General features: G+C 45.8%; 16 protein-coding genes and 1 pseudogene. 8 read left to right on the top strand and 9 right to left on the bottom strand.

Translation table 11 applies throughout. From position 1 onward, the window contains the following. Nucleotides 1-77: 77 nt before the first annotated feature. A complete protein-coding gene (locus D5398_RS03255) occupies nucleotides 78-2,168 on the bottom strand; it encodes a prolyl oligopeptidase family serine peptidase (RefSeq protein ID WP_120506305.1) in 2,091 nt (696 codons plus the stop codon). A gap of 311 nt (nucleotides 2,169-2,479) precedes the next feature. On the opposite strand from D5398_RS03255, the gene D5398_RS03260 reads away from it, so the two are divergent. Further along, nucleotides 2,480-2,725 carry a hypothetical protein gene (locus D5398_RS03260; protein WP_120506306.1) on the top strand — a complete coding sequence of 82 codons (246 nt, stop codon included), beginning with the start codon at nucleotides 2,480-2,482 and terminating at the stop codon, nucleotides 2,723-2,725. Nucleotides 2,726-2,775: 50 nt separating this feature from the next. Here the strand turns inward: D5398_RS03260 and D5398_RS03265 are convergent, their stop codons facing one another. From D5398_RS03265 to D5398_RS03295, 7 genes are all read right to left on the bottom strand, one after another. Next, complete coding sequence (locus tag D5398_RS03265; RefSeq protein WP_120506307.1) at nucleotides 2,776-3,294, bottom strand: cupin domain-containing protein; 519 nt, start codon at nucleotides 3,292-3,294, stop codon at nucleotides 2,776-2,778. A 24-nt stretch (nucleotides 3,295-3,318) separates the two neighbouring features. Further along, nucleotides 3,319-3,672 (bottom strand): hypothetical protein, encoded by a 354-nt coding sequence (locus D5398_RS03270; protein WP_120506308.1) that lies wholly within the window; start codon nucleotides 3,670-3,672, stop codon nucleotides 3,319-3,321. A 32-nt stretch (nucleotides 3,673-3,704) separates the two neighbouring features. Beyond that, complete coding sequence (locus D5398_RS03275) at nucleotides 3,705-4,772, bottom strand: diguanylate cyclase (protein ID WP_120506309.1); 1,068 nt, start codon at nucleotides 4,770-4,772, stop codon at nucleotides 3,705-3,707. Between the two features lie 295 nt (nucleotides 4,773-5,067). Next, nucleotides 5,068-5,463 (bottom strand): (R)-mandelonitrile lyase, encoded by a 396-nt coding sequence (locus D5398_RS03280; RefSeq protein ID WP_120506674.1) that lies wholly within the window; start codon nucleotides 5,461-5,463, stop codon nucleotides 5,068-5,070. A 462-nt stretch (nucleotides 5,464-5,925) separates the two neighbouring features. Beyond that, a complete protein-coding gene (locus tag D5398_RS03285) occupies nucleotides 5,926-6,690 on the bottom strand; it encodes a bestrophin-like domain (protein ID WP_120506310.1) in 765 nt (254 codons plus the stop codon). A gap of 170 nt (nucleotides 6,691-6,860) precedes the next feature. Next, nucleotides 6,861-7,424 carry a sugar O-acetyltransferase gene (locus tag D5398_RS03290; RefSeq protein WP_120506311.1) on the bottom strand — a complete coding sequence of 188 codons (564 nt, stop codon included), beginning with the start codon at nucleotides 7,422-7,424 and terminating at the stop codon, nucleotides 6,861-6,863. A gap of 245 nt (nucleotides 7,425-7,669) precedes the next feature. Beyond that, nucleotides 7,670-8,233: a YagU family protein gene (locus tag D5398_RS03295; RefSeq protein ID WP_120506312.1), complete on the bottom strand. Its 564-nt coding sequence runs from the start codon at nucleotides 8,231-8,233 to the stop codon at nucleotides 7,670-7,672. A 316-nt stretch (nucleotides 8,234-8,549) separates the two neighbouring features. Here D5398_RS03295 and D5398_RS03300 point away from each other — a divergent pair, with 316 nt between their 5' ends. The 4 genes and pseudogenes from D5398_RS03300 (at nucleotide 8,550) to D5398_RS03310 (ending at nucleotide 14,544) form a co-directional block, all read left to right on the top strand. Beyond that, complete coding sequence (locus D5398_RS03300; RefSeq protein WP_120506313.1) at nucleotides 8,550-9,263, top strand: DUF2461 domain-containing protein; 714 nt, start codon at nucleotides 8,550-8,552, stop codon at nucleotides 9,261-9,263. Between the two features lie 328 nt (nucleotides 9,264-9,591). After that, nucleotides 9,592-11,181, top strand: a complete 1,590-nt coding sequence (locus D5398_RS03305) for a carboxylesterase/lipase family protein (RefSeq protein WP_120506314.1) — start codon at nucleotides 9,592-9,594, stop codon at nucleotides 11,179-11,181. Nucleotides 11,182-11,257: 76 nt separating this feature from the next. After that, nucleotides 11,258-11,391 (top strand): annotated as a pseudogene (locus tag D5398_RS25760) (integrase); the annotation flags it as partial. A gap of 2,037 nt (nucleotides 11,392-13,428) precedes the next feature. Then, on the top strand, nucleotides 13,429-14,544 hold the full coding sequence (locus D5398_RS03310) for a hypothetical protein (RefSeq protein ID WP_162940710.1): 1,116 nt from the start codon (nucleotides 13,429-13,431) through the stop codon (nucleotides 14,542-14,544). Between the two features lie 38 nt (nucleotides 14,545-14,582). On the opposite strand, the gene D5398_RS03315 is transcribed toward D5398_RS03310, so the two are convergent. After that, nucleotides 14,583-15,751, bottom strand: a protein-coding gene (locus D5398_RS03315; protein WP_120506316.1) for an IS3 family transposase whose coding sequence is annotated in 2 segments (ribosomal slippage) — nucleotides 14,583-15,502 and nucleotides 15,502-15,751 — 1,170 coding nt in all. Because the reading frame shifts where the segments join, the coding sequence is not laid out codon by codon here. 163 nt (nucleotides 15,752-15,914) lie between these two features. Between D5398_RS03315 and D5398_RS03325 the strand changes: the two genes are divergently transcribed. The 3 genes from D5398_RS03325 (at nucleotide 15,915) to tssL (ending at nucleotide 18,802) form a co-directional block, all read left to right on the top strand. Further along, nucleotides 15,915-16,343 carry a putative zinc ribbon protein gene (locus D5398_RS03325; protein ID WP_120506318.1) on the top strand — a complete coding sequence of 143 codons (429 nt, stop codon included), beginning with the start codon at nucleotides 15,915-15,917 and terminating at the stop codon, nucleotides 16,341-16,343. A gap of 487 nt (nucleotides 16,344-16,830) precedes the next feature. Further along, nucleotides 16,831-17,790, top strand: coding sequence for a glycosyltransferase (locus D5398_RS03330; protein ID WP_120506319.1), 960 nt, complete (start codon nucleotides 16,831-16,833; stop codon nucleotides 17,788-17,790). Nucleotides 17,791-18,157: 367 nt separating this feature from the next. Next, nucleotides 18,158-18,802 (top strand): type VI secretion system protein TssL, short form, encoded by a 645-nt coding sequence (tssL, locus tag D5398_RS03335; RefSeq protein WP_120506320.1) that lies wholly within the window; start codon nucleotides 18,158-18,160, stop codon nucleotides 18,800-18,802. Nucleotides 18,803-18,846: the final 44 nt, after the last annotated feature.

Below are 18,846 nucleotides of genomic sequence, written 5' to 3' on the forward strand. Positions count from 1 at the left end.
CATGTCGAAATATTAACGGGATACCCTTGGGGCATCCCGTTTAGCTTAAGTCAGCAGATCATTGAGTCCGCTTCTGCCTATGCTTTGCGTCCCAGGAAGTGCAGCAGAAATTCACTCACCATTACGCGCTTAAAAGCAGACTGCGCCTTGTCTGCCGCCGCACTGTGGCCGCCGTCGGTATTCTCGTAAAAATATACTTCCGGGATGCCCATCGCCTGCATTTTGGCCGCCATTTTACGTGCATGATCCGGTCCGACGCGATCATCGCTGGTGGCAGTGGTAATCAGTACCGGCGGATACTTTTTCGTCGCATCAAGATTATGGTACGGCGAAAACTCGCGGATAAACGCCCACTCTTCCGGCTTTTGCGGATCGCCGTATTCGGCAATCCACGAAGCGCCTGCCGAAATTTGCGTATAACGGTACATGTCCAGCAGCGCGACTTCACAGACAATCGCCCCGAACAATTCCGGATAGCGCGTCAGCATATTCCCGACCAGCAAGCCACCGTTACTGCCGCCCTGCGCAGCCAAATGTGCCGGAGAGGTGATGTTGCTGGCGATCAGCGCTTTGGCGACAGATGCGAAATCTTCATACGCCCGCAGACGTTTTTCTTTCAACGCCGCTTTATGCCATTCCGGCCCGTATTCGCCACCGCCACGAATATTGGCAACCACAAACACGCCGCCGCGGTCCAGCCACGACACACCACTGACGCCGAGATAATACGGATCAAGCGAGACTTCAAAACCGCCATAGCCATAAAGTAACGTCGGATTTTTCCCGTCGTAAACCACCTCTTTGCGACACACAACGAAATACGGGACGCGCGTGCCGTCATCAGATTGCGCGAAAAGCTGGCTGACCTGATAACGGGATGCATCGAAATGCGACGGATCCTGTTTCAGCAGTTCGGCCTCCACCGCCGCGCCGTTATCCAGATTGCCGAGTGATAAACTCGCCGGTTGCAGGAACCCACTGACACTCATGAAATATTCATTGGTATCGTCATCTACGCCCCAGGCATTGATTTTGCTCAGTTCCGGCACTTTGCCGAACGGTTCGCGCCGCCATTCCCCGTTTTCCGGCGTCAGCACTTCGAGGCGGTTTACCACATCCTGCGTGATACTGAGGATAATGTGATCACGGGTGAAGGAATAGCCGTTGAGCTGATCGCGGGTTGCCGTCACACCGCTGAGAGAGGAGTTCGCACCGGGTATAAACAGGGGCTTGAGCGCCCGATCACCGCCCAAAAACGCATCAAAGTTTACCGTCAGCAGCGAGCCGGAAGGCCAGGTTTCGCCATTAATCTGCCACTCGCTTGAAGGCTGGATAAGCAGCCAGTCGCGCCAGGTACTGAATTTGGCATCAGTGGGCAGGTCTATTCTGGTTAGCTCTTTTTGCGCATTCAGCACATAAGCTTCACGGTGAAAGAAGTCTATAACGCGGACCACAAAATCGCGTTCAAACCCTTTAAAACTGTCGTGATAGCCGGCCGCCAGCATGTCTTTTTTATCTGCGCTGAACACCGTTTTGGCTTCTGAGAGCGGTGTCCCTCGTTGCCAGATTTTTACAATACGCGGATAACCGGAATCGGTCAGTGAGCCTTCACCAAAGTCGGTGGCGACGAACAGATGGTCATAATCAATCCAGCCGGTACGGCTTTTGGCGACGGGCAGGAAAAAACCGTCAGTGACAAACTCCAGCGTCCGTAAATCAAACTCGCGGACTTCTGAGGCGTCGCCACCGTCCGGTGAAAGAAAAATCAGCGCCCGGTTAAAGTCAGGCTTAAGCGCGAACACGCCGTGATAAACCCAGTCTTTGCCTTCGGCTTTACCCAACGCATCGATATCCAGCACGGTTTCCCACTTTGGCTTCGCTTTACGAAACTCTTCAAGCGAGGTTCTGCGCAGTAATCCTTTTGGATTCTGGGCATCCTGCCAGAAGTTGTACCAGTCGTTGCCGCACTTTGAGACGACGGGGATCTGCTCCGGAGAATTCAGCCCTTTCAGCACTTTTTCGCGCAGGGGATTAAATTCGCTGCCTTTAGTGAAAGCCGCCAGCGTAATGGCGTTTTGCTCATGTGCCCATTCGAGCGCTTTTTCGTTGCGTAATCCTTCCAGCCAGATGAAGTCATCCGGCTGCACAGATAATGAATCAGTTGTCATGATGTTCAGCCCTGAAAATCAGAAAGGATTCAGAAATACCTGTTTTATCGTTGTCATTTCAAGTCTTTTTGCTTTCGTTTTCATTTCCAAAGTCCATTGCTGATAAATGCATTTTGTCCTAATTGATTCATTCTGCGATCTGCGAAAGTTCTTAGTGCCTCTTTTGTGAGTCAGTTCAAGCATTGAACGTATCGGAACGCCTATAAAGAAATCATTACTTTGTGATGACAAAACATGACGGACTTTTGAGTTAAAAAAAGAGGCAGAAAGACTCACGAGAAATCAGACAGTAACAAGAAAGGAGTGAGAATATGGAATGGAAAATCATAGATATCCTGAATATCCCTCAGACGGGACTCAAGTATATCTGCATTCAGGCATTCAGAAATCTGAAGCTGATCCTGTCTGTGGATAACGATTTCACCCTGAAAGCCGGTGACACTTTAGAGATCACACCGGAAGGCTATTCCCTGAATCATCATCAGGCGCGAAGCCTGAAGATTCATAAAATGATGCCCTATTGTCAGCAACGCTGGCAGTCGCTTTCCATCCAGTAATCACTCAGTGATTAAAGAGGAATTTGCAGCAGGAACAGAAAGACCGGTTTCTAAACCGGCTTCTTAATTTGCTGTCTTCTTGAATCGGAAAGACCATCGTGGCCGCCAAATTCCTGCTGCGGAACATCCTGCCAGCGGTCTTTGCGCGTCGCTTCGTATTCCTGATTAAGCGGATAATAAATCCGGTTTTCCGGTTTATTAGCTTCACCCACGACCAGCAACCGCACTTCCTCATCTGTATTATTGATAAAGGTATGGCAGATCCCGGTACCCTGTGGAAACGCTACGGCGTCGCCCGCTTTCAGCCGGTGTAATGTGCCGTTGACCCAGGCATCAGGATGCCCTTCCAGCACATACACAAATTCATCTTCTGAACTTTCCGCATGGGCATAACAGGTGCGTCGGCCAGGTAACAGACGTTCATGATGAATACCAATGCGCGTCAGTCCTAGTGCTTTTCCCAGTGGCGCGCCAATCGACATCAGCTCATCATCGCCGGGATAATTGCTGTCATCAGCGCCCTCGAGCTCAGTCCAGTGACGGATAAAATCAGGTCTTTCCTTGCTCATACAACCTCCGCGTAAGCTTCAGGCTCAGTAAAGTGAAGGGGATTTCTGCTGCGTAGAATAGGAACTCTGGGTCTGAACCGTTTCTTTTGGCAAACAGGCAAAGCGAATATGCATGGTTTCGCCGTCGTCACTTTCGCCCAGCGTCTGGAATTTGCCATTACAGAATTCGAAGATCTTCTTGTAAGTATCCGCACGACGATGGCGTTCAAGTATCGAGAACACCGACGTGGTATAACTCGCCTCGCCCTGAGCAAAAGACGCATCAAAATTCGCAGGGCGGTAGGTTTCAGCCCCTACAGGTTTATCTATCGATGAACATCCTGCCAGAAAACCCGTCACTGCAACTGCTGCCAACATCATTATTTTAATATTTTTCATTTTTCATCCGGGAAAATGTGTGTTCAGTATCATTAAGCTACGGCTTCAGCCCTGCCCGCGCTGCCGATACTGTTTTTGCCATTGCGTTTTACATTCACCAGCGCACGTTCCGCCGTCGCCAGCCACTGGTTGTAATTCTCATGATGCTTCGATGTTGCCACGCCAATACTCAGCGAACATTGAAAACCCTCATCTTGCGATAAACGAATTTCGGACGTTTTCAGTAGTAACCGGTAACCAACAGCATAAGCTTCTTCTTCTGAAATGCCTGGCAAGATAACCACAAATTCATCGCCACCGAGAATAGCAGGAAAATCATTCTGCCCCGTTTCCTGACGCAAAATAGCGGAAACCGATCGCAAAACATAATCACCGGCTTCACGCCCGAATAAATCATTCACCATTTTCAGATCATCCACGCCCAGCACCATCAGGCAGGCCAGGTCATGTCTGGAACGTTCAAATTCCAGCATCAGTCGCCGGTCAAGTAACCGACGGTTGGGTAATCCTAGAAAAGGATCCATCAGCGCCGATTTTTCCAGCTCATGCTGTTTATCGCGCAGCTTTCTTGAGATCGAATAATTGGCGGCGCTGAAAGCAATAATATAAATCGAGGAAAGAGGCAATGTCAGCCATAACGTCCGGTCGGTTACAGTGGTATAGAAAGTCATCCCGGTGAACGGCCAGCAAATAATAAATCCGATGCAGTAAAACAGCGCCGCACGGCGCAGTAATTGCCAGCCTCCGGCAGAAAACCGGTCAGCAATCAGAATGGAAGTGATCACCACCGAGGGCAGCAGGCAAACGCCCATCAGCGCAACCCAGGCGCCACCGGCAATTGCATCAAAAGCCAGGTTTCTAAATTCAGCCTGATTGGGCTGTTTCGAACGCTGGGAAATCAGCATAGCGACATGTGGCCAGACAAACGCATTCAGCGCCAGCAGAGTGACCGCAACCCAGGAAGCGCCCCGCTCCAGAAGAACAGAAAGTACCGGGAAAAAGCACAGGAACGTGCCCAGCATGCGCATAAAGTACATTCGGCGTAAGAAGCGATCTGAACGCTCACGAACGAGGCTTTCACCGGGAGAATAATATGGCATACCTGAGGCGACTCTTAAGTTGATGTCTATTTATAGTAGTCGAGTTGCTTATCAGAGAGCTACAGAAAGCATGGGTTTTAATAGCCCGAACAGCGGGGTTTTTAGGCTTAAATAAGAGGCATTGCTCCTAAATGAGAGAATTTAGGTTAAAAAAACAGAAAATCGAAAATAGCCATGCGGCCAGAACGGTAAAATCCTGACCGGAAGCACCGGGCAGGATCACGAAGAGACCAGAGGTTTTACGCTAAATATTTCAGGTTGCAGCAAAGCCGAAGGCCGGATGTATAGCGGTAAATCATTTTGAATACTGAGCTTCAGTCACCTTTTCCATCCACTCAACCGGGCTGCCGTTGAGGGATTCGGCAATGGCGATATGAGTCATGGCGTTCTCCGGCGTAGCGCCGTGCCAGTGTTTTACCCCCTCTGGGATCCACACGATATCGCCGACATTCATCTCACGGATTTCACCGCCCTCTTCCTGCAACCAGCCGCGCCCCTGAGTAATAATCAGTGTCTGACCCAGCGGATGCGTATGCCAGGCGGTACGGGCTCCAGGTTCGAAGGTCACTGTCGCGCCACCAACACGGGCGGATTCGGTGCCGCTGAAAGGTGAATCAATACGCACTTTACCGGTAAAGTAATTTTCCGGACCCTGTTGTGAAGGGACAGAACCGCTTTTGGTGATTCTCATTTTATCAGTCATTTCATTCTCCGCTTCGGCACAGGCTGTCGCTGGCCATTTCATTGTAAGGCAACAATATCGCCGTTAGCGGGCTGCGACCAGAGGGCAAAATCAGAATGGTGTTATGAATTTGATTCATAAATGACTTAAGTTAAATTACGGAAAACTGAATTGATTTAATTCAGGGTAAAATAAGAAAGTCTCGAATAATGCGTTACCCTTTGATGAAGATGACACGGTAAATAAAAACTGTCAGAGTGATCAATAATTGATCAAAAATAGCAATTAATGCTCACAGCCTTTATTTTATAAGATAATTAATTGATTTTATTTATATTTTAAATCATCCTGTGCATACTTTAAGAAATATTGTTTTATTCTGCATTTGCAGCCCGCCTGGAGCGGGCTTTTTTATGCGCGGAATACAGCCCTATAATCGTATCCCACTTAAGTATTATTATCCGCTGATTATCAGGGCCCGAGTGAGTTGTGCAAACTGATCAGGTTCTGAGGTGCAACGCGAATTAAGCCACCACGTGGGCTGTCGATATCGGCAATAAGAGCCATAGAAAGTGAAATCATCAACGGAAAAATAAACAAATAGGCGCTCTTGGCTGAATTGCTGCGCGCTCCGTACCCCACCAGCATACTGCTGAATAAAGAGATAACCATCATCAGTGCCCAGGCTGATGTCGGGATCCGGTTCCACCATGCAGCCTGCGTGTAGCCTTGCGTATTAATCACATCATTCATGCCGGAAACCAGTAAAGCCACCACCGGAGTAGGATTGCTTTTCGCTTCAGTCAATACAGATTGCCAGAGCTTAGTTTCCAGCTCCCCTGTTCGCGCACTGATTTTCTCCAGCTCTTTCGGAGCACTGGTCTGATAAAACGCCAGCCGCTGATCCAGATAATCTTTCAGCAACTGACGGATATTCCCGGCATTGCCTTCCTGCGCCAAATCCGCGCGTAAAAATTCTGTCCCGATGGCATTGGCTTCTTCTTCTTCATAGTTTTTTCGCTGATCATAACGGCTGACCGCCATGGAAAAACTGAACCCGATCAGCAGCGCCAGCAGCGTTAACGTTGCTGCCTGTACGATGCCAAAATCTTCCAGTACATCATTATCGAGTTTTTTCTGGCGACGTAATAAAAAGATACTCCCGCACCCACCCAGTGACATCAGAGCAAAACAGGCCACAAAAAAGAAAGCCGGATGACTTAACAATGGCTGCATAGACATTCCTTCAAAGACGTTGAAAATTCGGAATAAACCTGATTTGCGCCTCTCAAGTATGGCTCATTTTTAAAAAGTAAACGGGAAGAAAATGAGAGCAACCGCTTAACATCTTGAAGGAATACGATCAGAAGTGCATAAACTGTCCCTGAAACACTAAAACAGTCATCTCAGTTATCTTGCACGTTATAGCGGATCACCCTGCATGGATTACCACAGGCGACTGCGCCAGCAGGTACTGAACGGGTTACCACGCTGCCTGCACCAACCGTGCAGCCATCACCCAGCGTCACGCCGGGTAAAATTACGCATCCGCCGCCAATCCAGACGTCATGACCTATACTCACCGGCTGCGCACTGCCAATATGTTCACGCCGTAATTCAATATCCAGCGGATGCTGTGCGGTATATATCTGCACGTCAGGCCCGATAAAAACGTTGTTTCCTATCGTGACCGGTGCGCAATCGAGTAAGACAAAATTAAAATTGATGAAAACATTATTGCCGATCGTGGTATTGATGCCGTAATCAATACGCATTCCTTTTTCGAAATGAACATTGCTTCCTACCGCTCCAAATAGGGTTCTGATAAGCGCTTCTTTCTCGGTGGCCTGACGAGCACTCAGTGCATTAAATTCGTCCACTTTATCGCGGGTCCGAAAACGGATTTCACGTAATTCGTCATCATTAATATGGTAATCCAAACCGCGAGTCATTTTATCTCGTTCACGCATTAGCCGCTCTCCCTCAAAGTATTCAGCGGTTACGATAGGCAAAACTCGCCTGCAAAATGAGAGCAGGAAAGGCACATATATACACTATCGTGCTGTGCGGTATTTTTTGTGATGAGGATCACCTGAGGGAAGGATGAGAATTTCTGCTTTTGGGTGGATACTTCTCCCTGAGTGCGAACATCAAAACCCCGGCGGATACAAAAGCCCGTCAGACTCTCCTGACAGGCTCACTTCAAAAAAACGCCTTAACGGAAAGGTGAATCCAATGGCACTTCCGGATCCGGTTGACGCGTTATTCTGTTTCGCAAATCGCGACGGATCATTTCAATCGTCCAGAACCAGAAGATATGTCCCAGTAATTCTGAAATGTACTCATCTGGTGGGATCCCTGATAAGGGCGGTGAAAGGTGCATTAACGGGATAAAAATCCAATGTACAGCAACGGTGGCGATAATACCGGCCATCGCACCTTGCCATAATTTCACTTTCGGAAAGACTTCAGCAACCAGACAATAGCCAATCGCAAAAGTCAGAGAGAAAATGATATGAGTAATATGGACAGGGTTAATAATGTGTTCGGAGAAGTGAAAAATAGCCTGAGTAGGATCAATACCCAGGTAATCTTTCAAAAACAGGTAAGGTGGATTAAATTCATCGCGCCCGCCGGAGAAAGTGCGCGGTGGTAAAGGCACCTCTGCTCCCCATTTGACAAATGCCGATAGGATACCGGAAATAATACCAATAAATAAAGCGACACCATAGCGGCGGCGATTAGGCGCTGTCAAAACAAAAAACTCTTTTATTTTCATAAATCACCCAGTTGTAATGTTAAACCCTCAGAGAGGGTAAAACCTTACTGATCTTCCAGGTTGATCTTCGTCAGGATTTAATTATATTTCCCCGCAAAAAAAGACATTAATTCTATTATCGGGGATTTTATATTCACTTTAAAATAAATCCAACTCCAAACCATAATATTAACTAATTAATATCCTAATCAAGCCAGCGCGGGATATTAGCCATACATAATATGCCGACAATGTGTAAGCCCGTAGCAGCCGCGCAGAAAACTCGCTAACATTCCCTCAGGCATCATCCATTTGCAGCAAGAAAGGTTCATCGATAATGACAACTCAGACACCTGAAACGCCGGTTGTGGCAGGGACAATTTTTAGCGCAGCCGGTCTGCAATTTCTGAATAAACTCGGACAAAACAACACCCGTGACTGGTTTAAGGCTAATCAGGATGAATACGAGAACACTCTCAGAACCCCTGCTCTGCGGTTTATCGAGCAAATGCAGCCAGAGATTATTGCCATTTCACCGAGGCTGACCGCCGTTTCGAAGAAGGTCGGTGGAAGCCTGATGCGCCCGCAGCGCGACAGCCGGTTCAGCAAAGACAAAACACCTTACAAGACCAATGTCGGGATTCAGTTTCGTCATTTTCAGGGCAAAGATGTCCACGCTCCGGGACTCTATCTGCACATCGCCGAAGACGGCTGTTTTATCGCGGCAGGGATCTGGCATCCGGAATCGAAAGCATTGAACGCCATTCGCGCATGTATTGACGAAAATCCAAACGCTTATCAGAAAGCACTGAAGACATTGCACGATAACGGATTTGTGATGGATGGCGACAGCCTGAGTCGTCCGCCAAGAGGCTTCGATAAAAATCATCCGCTGCTGGCTGAGTTAAAACGCAAAGATTTCATCGCGATTAAAAACATCGCCTTTGAGGATCTGTGCAGATCCGATGTTGTCGAATTTTGTGCTGAGCAGTTCAGATATTGCGCACCACTGATGGCGTATCTGTGTTTTGCGCTTGAGCTGGATTTCTAAAATTCAGTGAGATACCAGGCATCCTCCGGGTGGCATTTCGCACACTCAGGATGAACAGGTGACAGAACTCAAAAAACGTTGTGACCTTATGATATGTCGGGTCAAAAACGATCTGCGTCACGCATTTGTTCGTAACGCATTGAGGCTGTGAATGAAACTGATAGTGTAATTAGATTGGATTGTTACTGCTTCGGCAGGCAAAACCTGATTTCCGGCACCCGCCGGAGGTCAGGTTTTTTTGTTTTTGGGCTCAATGAAAATCGCCAACGTTCTTTATGAGAGGACAACACCACCAAAATTCTAATGTGTTACACAAGGTGAAAAGGTAATGAAAAAAAATACTACGTTTTTTAGTCATCATCTCAACGCTCGGCTTTCGGTCCGGTTGCTCGCTATCGCATTGCTGACGTTAACTACAAATGCAATAGCTCACACAATACACGCCCCTGTAGGAAGAATTCTGGGTACAAAAAGCGGTGCGATCTCACTGTATCAGGGAATACCTTATGCTCAGCCACCGGTCGGTAAACTTCGATGGGCTGCGCCTGAGCAGGTAAAGCCATTCACTCATCTTTTTAAGGCAGACGGATCCGGCAATGAATGCGTTCAGAAAGCCGTTTATTGGCGTCCGGACAAGCCGGCAAGCTGGAAAGAGGACTGTCTGACACTCAATGTTTATGTGCCAAATTCCCGACGTCATGACATGCCGGTTATTGTCGGCTTTCATGGTGGCGGCTCGGTAAACGGCTCTAAAAGCGACTGGGATCCGAGGGAGCTTGCTGAAGCCGGGAATATCATCGTGACGGTCAACTATCGCCTCGGCGCAATGGGTTACCTGGCACTTAACGAGTTGAATACAGAATCTAAAAATGGCAGCAGCAGTGGTAACTATGGCGATCTGGATAAGATTGAAGCGCTTCGCTGGGTTAAAAATAATATATCAGCCTTTGGTGGCAATCCTCAGCGAGTCACTATTGCAGGTCAGTCCGCAGGCGCGAGGGCTGTGTGTTTTCTCGTGGCTTCGCCAGAAGCTAAAGGTCTTTTCCAGGGCGCGATAATTGAGAGTGGAAGAGACTGCCAAAGCGTACCGAATGAACAGGCGGTCAAAACCGGTGACAAATTCGTAGAAGCTATTGGTTGTAATGACAGCAAGGATAAACTGGCATGCTTACGCTCGAAAACGCCTTCTGAGGTTCTTGACGCGCAAACAAAGTCTAAATTTAGCCTCACCACCGTTTCGGGCGTTCCGGCGCAACCGAAGGCGACTCTTGAGGCTTTCAGGGCGGGAGAATTCAATCATGTTCCAATGATAGTTGGTAACACGAGGGATGAAACCCGGCTCTTTGTATATGCAGCCAATGACATGGTTGATCAGCCTGTCGATAAAGCGCAATACGAAAACGAGGTAAGAACTCGGATGGGTGAGAAAGCCACTGCCACATTCGCAGCCTATGCTTCCGACGCAAGAAAAAGTCCGGGTCTCGCATTGGGTAGCCTGGACGCCGACCAGACGTACATATGCCCGGCAAGTGTTGCCATTGAGGCTCTGGCAAAATGGACAACTGTCTATGCTTATGAGTTTTCTGACGTAACGGCCCCTATCAGTACGTTTACAACTATCCCTTCTTCGTTTGACATTGGCATACCACACAGTGCTGAATTGCCCTATATATGGGGAGAGAAGATAGTCCCTAACCGTCTCACTAAAGAGCAGGAAAAACTTGCAAAAACCATGCGGGGATTTTGGGGCAGTCTGACATCACGGGGAGGCCCTAAAGGACCGGTGATTTGGCCTGTATGGTCTGAATCTTCACCGCAACGGATAATCTTTAAGGCTGGCGGCAAAACGCAAATCATGAAAGAAAGTGATTACCGTAAACTTCACCATTGTGGTTTGTTTACCACTCAGGCTCGGTAAATACTCGTTATACGCCCCGTCGGCTTGTCTGGCGGGGATTAGCAGCCATAGTATTTTAGTTACAAGGTAAAGCCAGAAGCGGGCCGGGATCGAAAACTTTGGTTCCCACGACCTGAGACACACATGGGTTCCGTGTTTGTTCTACAGGTAATGGGTGACCGGGAATCGATCGAGAAGATACTCCGGCTCGCGCATCTGGCGCCAACTCATTAAACCCGGCATACGAAGCAGATAAACGTTATTTTTGGAGTTTTTTGTCCCAAATCTGTCCCACTCGTAAATTTCGGCGGGCATGAAGGGAAGCTAACTGATTGTTTTGAAATGGTACGCCCTACAGGGCTCGAACCTGTGACCTACGGCTTAGAAGTTATAAGAACCATGCAAAAATCATTAACTTACCGAATGTAGCTTCGCTCAAACGTCCCAATATGCAAAAAGACGACAAACCTGATTAAGGCTCATCATTCCTTATGCATGCCATCTTTGTCTCACCCTTTCAACATGAAGTTGTACAGGCTGTCATCAGACTTCATTTGGGTTCAGCAGTAGGGTATGCATATTATTTCGTTTTATTTACCACGTTCAGGTGTTTATCTTCGTTGCAGAATTCTCTGCAAGCAATAAAAGTAAAGCCCGCTTTTTTACATTCATCTCAGATTAATTTAAAAGAATAATATTTCCTTATTCGTTTCTTCATTTAATTTAATTAAATTAAATTAATTAACTCAGGCTTTGAAGCATATCATTACACAGAGTCAATTAAGTATCTTTTATAAGGCATTGTGAACGTTCTATACGTATAAAGAATATAATTTACACATTGCGTACCATTAATAAACATCATAATTGTAATCGGCAGTCAATAATAAATATGTCACCGTCACATTCTCTATAGCCACTCATCTTATAACTCAGCTTACCGCATCAAAAAACCTATTTCATCCATCATGGGTAATAAATATTGCTTCCACAACTTATTATTGATAGCTTATGACTATTGGGCGGATTATATCCCAACAAATAGATAGCGAGTGTATATATAAATCAAATATTCTAAATATCATTACTGATTACTATAGTTAGCACAACATCAGCGATCACATTCCTAAATTTACAATCAACCCTCCTTTAATTTAGATGGGAATACCCCCCTTCACATACTCCTTACCAATTTATTTGGCGTATTAAGCGCGTACTATTTAGTACTAACAATTATACTTCCTAACGTTTAAGTAATTAAATATTCCTCGAGCTTGGACTTTTTAAGTAAAATAGTAAGAAACACATAAAGCACGTGCAACCTTGAGTTTCTTATATAACCATCAAACTCTTTATTTAAATTAATAGAGGGACCTACATTAACTTCCCCCCAGGTAGCGATAATGCATGCCTTTATTTGTATGTTATTTTTCCATTGATTGGAAGTGTAACTATAATTTAATTTGAAGTCTATTCTTTTAAGAAAATAAATTACAGTTTTACTGGCACCTCAAATTGCCAGATTTTTAACTAGATATAACTTTCAATCCGTGTTTTTCTAACCATTACCTCTTGTCACAACTCCGCATCCATTAACAATGATTATTGTTCTGGTAGCATAAGATGTTTGCCTTTATTTGTTTCAGGAAACTATAACGATCACGCTTTTTAGCCCTACATCGCAAATGTGTCATCCTTTCTTGCCGTGTAACCCACTCCACAGGCCAGTGACTCAGGTATGCCAACTAGTATTGTTATTCCGTTCATATTGACTCCACTTTTTGAGTTAAACATTACACTCACCGCTGACGAGTTAACCATTTAGCTTTGATTAGGTGAGACGCGAGGACATGGAATGGTCAAAATGGAAATCTAGCACTACTCTGCCTTGAGTAGCAGTAACTTTCTGACGCTCTCTCGAAGCCGGCTGCATCCTGATTTAAGCCAGAGTCCACTTCAGATGTCTAACTTTCCTAATTTTTATATAAAAAATGACATCATAGGTTTTTATACTTATAATATCCGCATTGCTTCCATCGTTAAAATGAGACTTAAGGTATGTTTTTAAGTAAGCGTAGAGAGAAATTAATTAACTTATGCACACATCAGTATAACAATAGGCCTCTGATGTTCAAATCATCTGACGATCTAATTCCTATTATTATATCATTTGTTTTTATATGTATATTTAAGGCTTTTGATTTAGTCTCAACTGGGGCGTCATTGTAAATGATCAGGCTCATTACATTCCCTCTAAATATATGTCTCATGATGACCATTGGTTTAATCTTGACATCATTTAATCTGTCTGATTTCTACGAGTCGCCTAACACTAATAGTGTTACCTACCTGCTTGTTATTATATTTTTATACCTTGCATTCTCTTTTATAACGGTAAAAGCCAAGCGTCAGGATTTGAATGAGGCCCTTGGAAATAGCACGTTGTATAAGAGATTTCTAATTATATCATTAGCAGGTTTTTTTGTAGAGTTTTCAATTTACGGAATACCTGCTTTGAGCCCGCTTGGGAGGGATGGCTTTGCTGGACTGCCAGTTCTGCATGTAATATTTTATTCAAGTGCAATAATTAGTGTGCTCTTTGCATCGCTGTATTCTGGTGTTAAGCAAACAGCTTGCTGCCTGCTTGTTTCTTTTCTTGTATCGTCAGCTATACTTTCTCGCCAGTTAATGATGATATCATTCGTGGTAATGCTAATATCAATCGTCATAAGACATAAGCTATCAAAGATTCAATATATAAAAATAACAGCATCAATCCTAGGTATTATTTTTGCTTTTGGAGTATTAGGTAACATTAGGCAGCAAATATCAGGCGACTATATAGACAACTATATCATAAAAATAGGTGGTGCTAACTCTGCAGGTGCCTCTATAGGTGATAGTTTTTATTGGATTTGGTTATACATCGCAAGCCCAGTTTATAATCTTTACTTAAACTTCATGGATTATGATACCTATGGTTATGGTTGCAATATGGCAATAAGCTATGGTTCGTGTAGTGGTAGTTTATTTTCAGATGTAATACTCCCCAATACAATTGCTAAATACACAGGGAATACGGAGTTTTTTATTGACTTGGTCAAATCGCATTTGAACGCAGGAACGGCATTTTCCGCCCCGGCGAGAATATTTGGAATTTCAGGGGTTATTATTCAAATCATACTCCAAATAATTTTTTATTACATTGGGCTTTTATTCACACCTAAGAGAGTTAAGTTAGCATTTATAGTATACTTCTCTTCTTTGTCTATGTTTATGATATTCGATAACTTATTCATACGTGGTGAGTTCTTTATAGGTTTTTTACTTATATTTACGTCAACCTTAAGGTTTCGACGTTCTGTAAATGAAGCCGCTGTATAGCGGCTCCACAAGTCAATAGATATTTAGAACTGAAGTGGTCAACTAAAACTGGCCATCGCGTTAGAGTTTTTCCAGTATCGGTTTTCCGATTCGTTTGGTGATAACCCACCATTATATTCTTGCGGTCTCAGTGCGCTGTAATATCCAACGATATAGTCCGTTATTGCGTGAGCTGCATCGCTGAAGCTTACGTAACCCGTCATCGGCACCCATTCGTTCTTCAGACTCCGGAAGAAGCGCTCCATTAGACTGTTATCCCAGCAGTTTCCACGTCGGCTCATACTCTGCTTAATTCGGTATCGCCACAGTAATTGCCGGAACTGCCTGCTCGTATAATGACTGCCCTGATCACTGTGGAACATCACCCCGACGGGCTTACCGCGCGTTTCCCATGCCATTTCCAGCGCTTTCATGGTGAGTCTGCTGTCCGGAGAGAACGACATTGCCCAGCCCACGGGTTTTCTTGCGAACAGGTCGAGAACAACGGCGAGGTACGCCCAGCGCTTACCCGTCCAGATATAGGTAACATCACCGCACCACACCTGGTTTGGTTCCGTTACAGCGAACTGTCGCTCAAGATGATTCGGGATAGCAACGTGCTCATGGCCGCCACGCTTATACCGGTGAGTCGGCTGCTGGCAACTAACCAGCCCCAGCTCTTTCATGAGCCTGCCAGCAAGCCAGCGCCCCATCTGGTAGCCTCTCTGGGTTGCCATTGTGGCGATGCTTCTTGCTCCAGCCGAACCATAGCTGATGCCATGCAGCTCAAGTACCTGGCTGCGTAATACAGCTCGTCTGCCGTCTGGCTTTTCAGGACGGTTTTTCCAGTATTTGTAGCTGCTGCGATGAACCCCGAACACATGGCAGAGAGTGGCCACAGGATAACGCGCCCTGAGCTTCCCGATTATCGAGAACTGTTCAGGGAGTCTGACATCAAGAGCGCGGTAGCCTTTTTTAATATTTCGTTTTCCATTTCAATACGTTGTATCTTCTTCCTGAGTTCACGTATTTCGATTTGTTCCGGCGTTATCGGGGAGGCTTTTGGCGTTTTGCCCTGACGCTCATCACGCAGTTGTTTGACCCATTTCGTCATAGTGGAAAGGCCAACATCCATTGCCTTAGCAGCATCAGAGACGGTGTAATTTTGGTCGACAACCAGCTGAGCGGATTCGCGTTTGAATTCAGGACTGAAATTTCTTCTTTTCATTGGAGCACCTGTATTGTTCTGAGGTGAGCATATCACCTCTGTTCAGATGGCCAAATTCAGTAAACCACTTCAGCCCCCTAACACTTCCAATCGTATTGCAATCTGCTTATTCATCCGAAAAACCACCCAATGACTACAGCCGGTCGCGGCAAGAGGCGCATCTATGCAATTTAAGAAAATAAAGCGTGGCGTTACCCATGATGGCGGGTGGGTTAAAGCAGAGTTATATCCTCTGCCAGCATCGCTGCGTTGTTACTGCGAGGGCTGTTTAAACCCTTTGCATTTTCGAATCACGCATGCGGAAGGTCGTTTTTTTGAACACGACCTTGAAAATAGCGACATCAACCGTTTAGAAGAATGCCCCTATTTGCTTTTACCCCACAGACCCGCGCAACTCTCCACTGTTGCCCGGGCAACAGCCCTGCATGAATCCTTTCATTTGGGAGATCCTCAACCTAGGCACTTTATCTGCGTGATGTGTGATTACGAATTCCTCGGACTTAAACACTGTCCTCGCTGCGGTAACAGTCTGTACTGCACGGAAGTGAAAAACAGAAATGCACTGACCTTGTCTGTAAAGTTTGCAAAGTAACTCAGGTTCGAACATCCACTCAGAAAAGTGACTGGGATATAACACGCAACAAACCACTATCACTAGCTGCTTTGCATCGATCGGTGATAACGATCGATATCTAATTATCGATCTATCAAAACGATTATCTTTTCAGCAATCCCTCTGGTTATCCTTGGCTTCCATTGTTGACGATAAATGGCTTTGTATCACGGCGGATTACCGCTGTGGGGCTTGCTATGTCATCACTGCAGGGGTGCCAGAAACTAATCGTCCCTCAGGTAACCATTATTGCATCAGATGAGTACGCCAACACCAGGCCACCTTGCTCGAACGATGCAGCCGCGAAGAGATGAACATGAAAAGATGTACCCGATGTAATAAAAAAAGAAACTTCATCGAACGGTTATTCGCGCTGGATAAAGAGCTCTGCGAGGAATGCTTATACGACATACAATTGGAAATTCGAGAAAGAAGAGAAATCCCAGTCCAAAGGCACAATGATTAAATGGCGCTCATTCAGCAAGACCGGCAGGCCGTAATCGAGGTCAGCGTCATTATCCCTGTCTATAACGCGGCAGAGACCATCAGTCACCTCATCAGCAAGATCCTCAGCGAAACCCGTGTCGCTATTGAACTCATTATCGTTAACGACGGTTCCACTGATGGTACCGGCAATCTTATCCGGGATATCTGCGACAACCGGCTCATTGTAATTGAGCAGGAAAACCAGGGCGTTTACGCGGCACGCAATGCCGCACTGGATATTCACCATGGTGAGTGGGTAATATTTCTTGATGCAGATGACGACGTTGAAGAGGGGTTCATCTTTGCACGCTGGCAGACCGCGATAAACACTCAGGCCGATGTGGTGATCTTCAATGCCTGGCGCACGGGTTCAGGAATTTCCAGAACGCCCGTACACACCAGGCAACCTTACGAACAATCCTTACCCGGACATGAGTGGATACGCCACTGCGTGACGCACCGCGAATGGCCGCACTACCTTTGGCTGCAGATCATCAAATCGTCCTATATCCGGCAGCATTCCCTCTTCTTTCATTCCGGCAAAAGCCACAAAGATATCCTCTGGACCATTCATCTAGCAGTCAGCAACGGCCGTTTTTATCTTTCTGATTGCAAGGATTACACCTATAAGGTGAATGCGCATTCCATCACCCACCGGCGCGATTATTATGATGTCAGGGCACAAAGCTACATTGAAGTCATTGCGGAGATTATCCGGCTTGCCAGGCTGGAGGAAAACAAAGACATCAGCCTGTTTTTGTTCCGGCATGCTTTGGTCGAAGCTCGGCATTTTTTGGGGTTGTTTAGGAATAACGTGGGGGACAAGGTCGGAGTAAGGTCATGCTTCAGAGAAAGCATTTCAGCTGGTGATTTGTTTAGAGGAATTAACAGCCTGAGTGATGTATTTTTCTTCATTAAGTTGTTCGGAAAACTTTTATAATCTGAGAACCACTTCAGGCACTCCTCCTGTCAAAAAATATGGTTCACTTTCCATTTTCAGGATAAATGCACACTCTCTATTTGCAAGAAAATTCTTAATATGCAATATGAAAAATCTGAAATTTAATTTTAAATTTACATTTTGAAATAAGTTTGTAAAAACCTACCTCTCTCTCCATAGCCTTGTAGAAAGGGATTTATCTCATCACTTTTCGTTTTTTGTCTCTATTAGTTATCTATTCCACTAATCATAATTAGTATTTTGTTACATTTATTTAATCAACATATCTCCCACTTTAGGAATACGCTTTCTGATTATAGGGATTTTTTAATCACCCTTTTCGAACTTTCATGGATGAGCTAGAAACATGACGTCTGTCGATGGACTGCTTCAGGACACCTGGTTATTTGTATTACGCCTTAAAAATGGCGGCGTTTTACCCGACGACCATGAGTTGCACCAGCAAGGTATTGCTCTTATAGAGGGCTCCCGGAAAGCGCTTGCTGAAGAAGGCTTCAGTGAAGAAAGCTGTGCTCAGATTACCTGGGTACAATGTGCGCTGCTTGATGAGTCGGTGCTATATCGTCCTAATCACCCAACTCCCAACTCTTACTGGCTCAGTGCCCCTCTGCAGGTTCACTTTTTCCGCTCCATGGATGCGGGTGACCAGTTTTTCGAACGTGTCCGGCAACTATTGCGCCAACCCGCTCCCGATATTGCGGTACTCACCTGTTATCACCGGGCACAAACTCTGGGATTTCAGGGGAAATACATCAAAGATCCCAATAACCCTGAACGCCAGGGGTTGTTGACTGAGCTGTCGAATATGCTCCCACACGGCACTATTCACTTATCTGCACCTATCATCGCTTCCCAAAATGTACTGCAGCGTCATCCATGGCTGCGGTCCGCGTGGTTCATTGGTGCTTTAGGATTGCTTGCGGTCGTTGGCCTTTCACTGGGCTTGCATGCCTATCTTCAGTCTTTGTTAAATCTGTGGTTTCAGGGATAGGTACGCGTTTTCTTTGCAGGACAATTGTTCAGGAAGAATAAATT

This window comes from Rahnella bruchi (assembly GCF_003614975.1).
Lineage (GTDB): Bacteria > Pseudomonadota > Gammaproteobacteria > Enterobacterales > Enterobacteriaceae > Rahnella > Rahnella bruchi.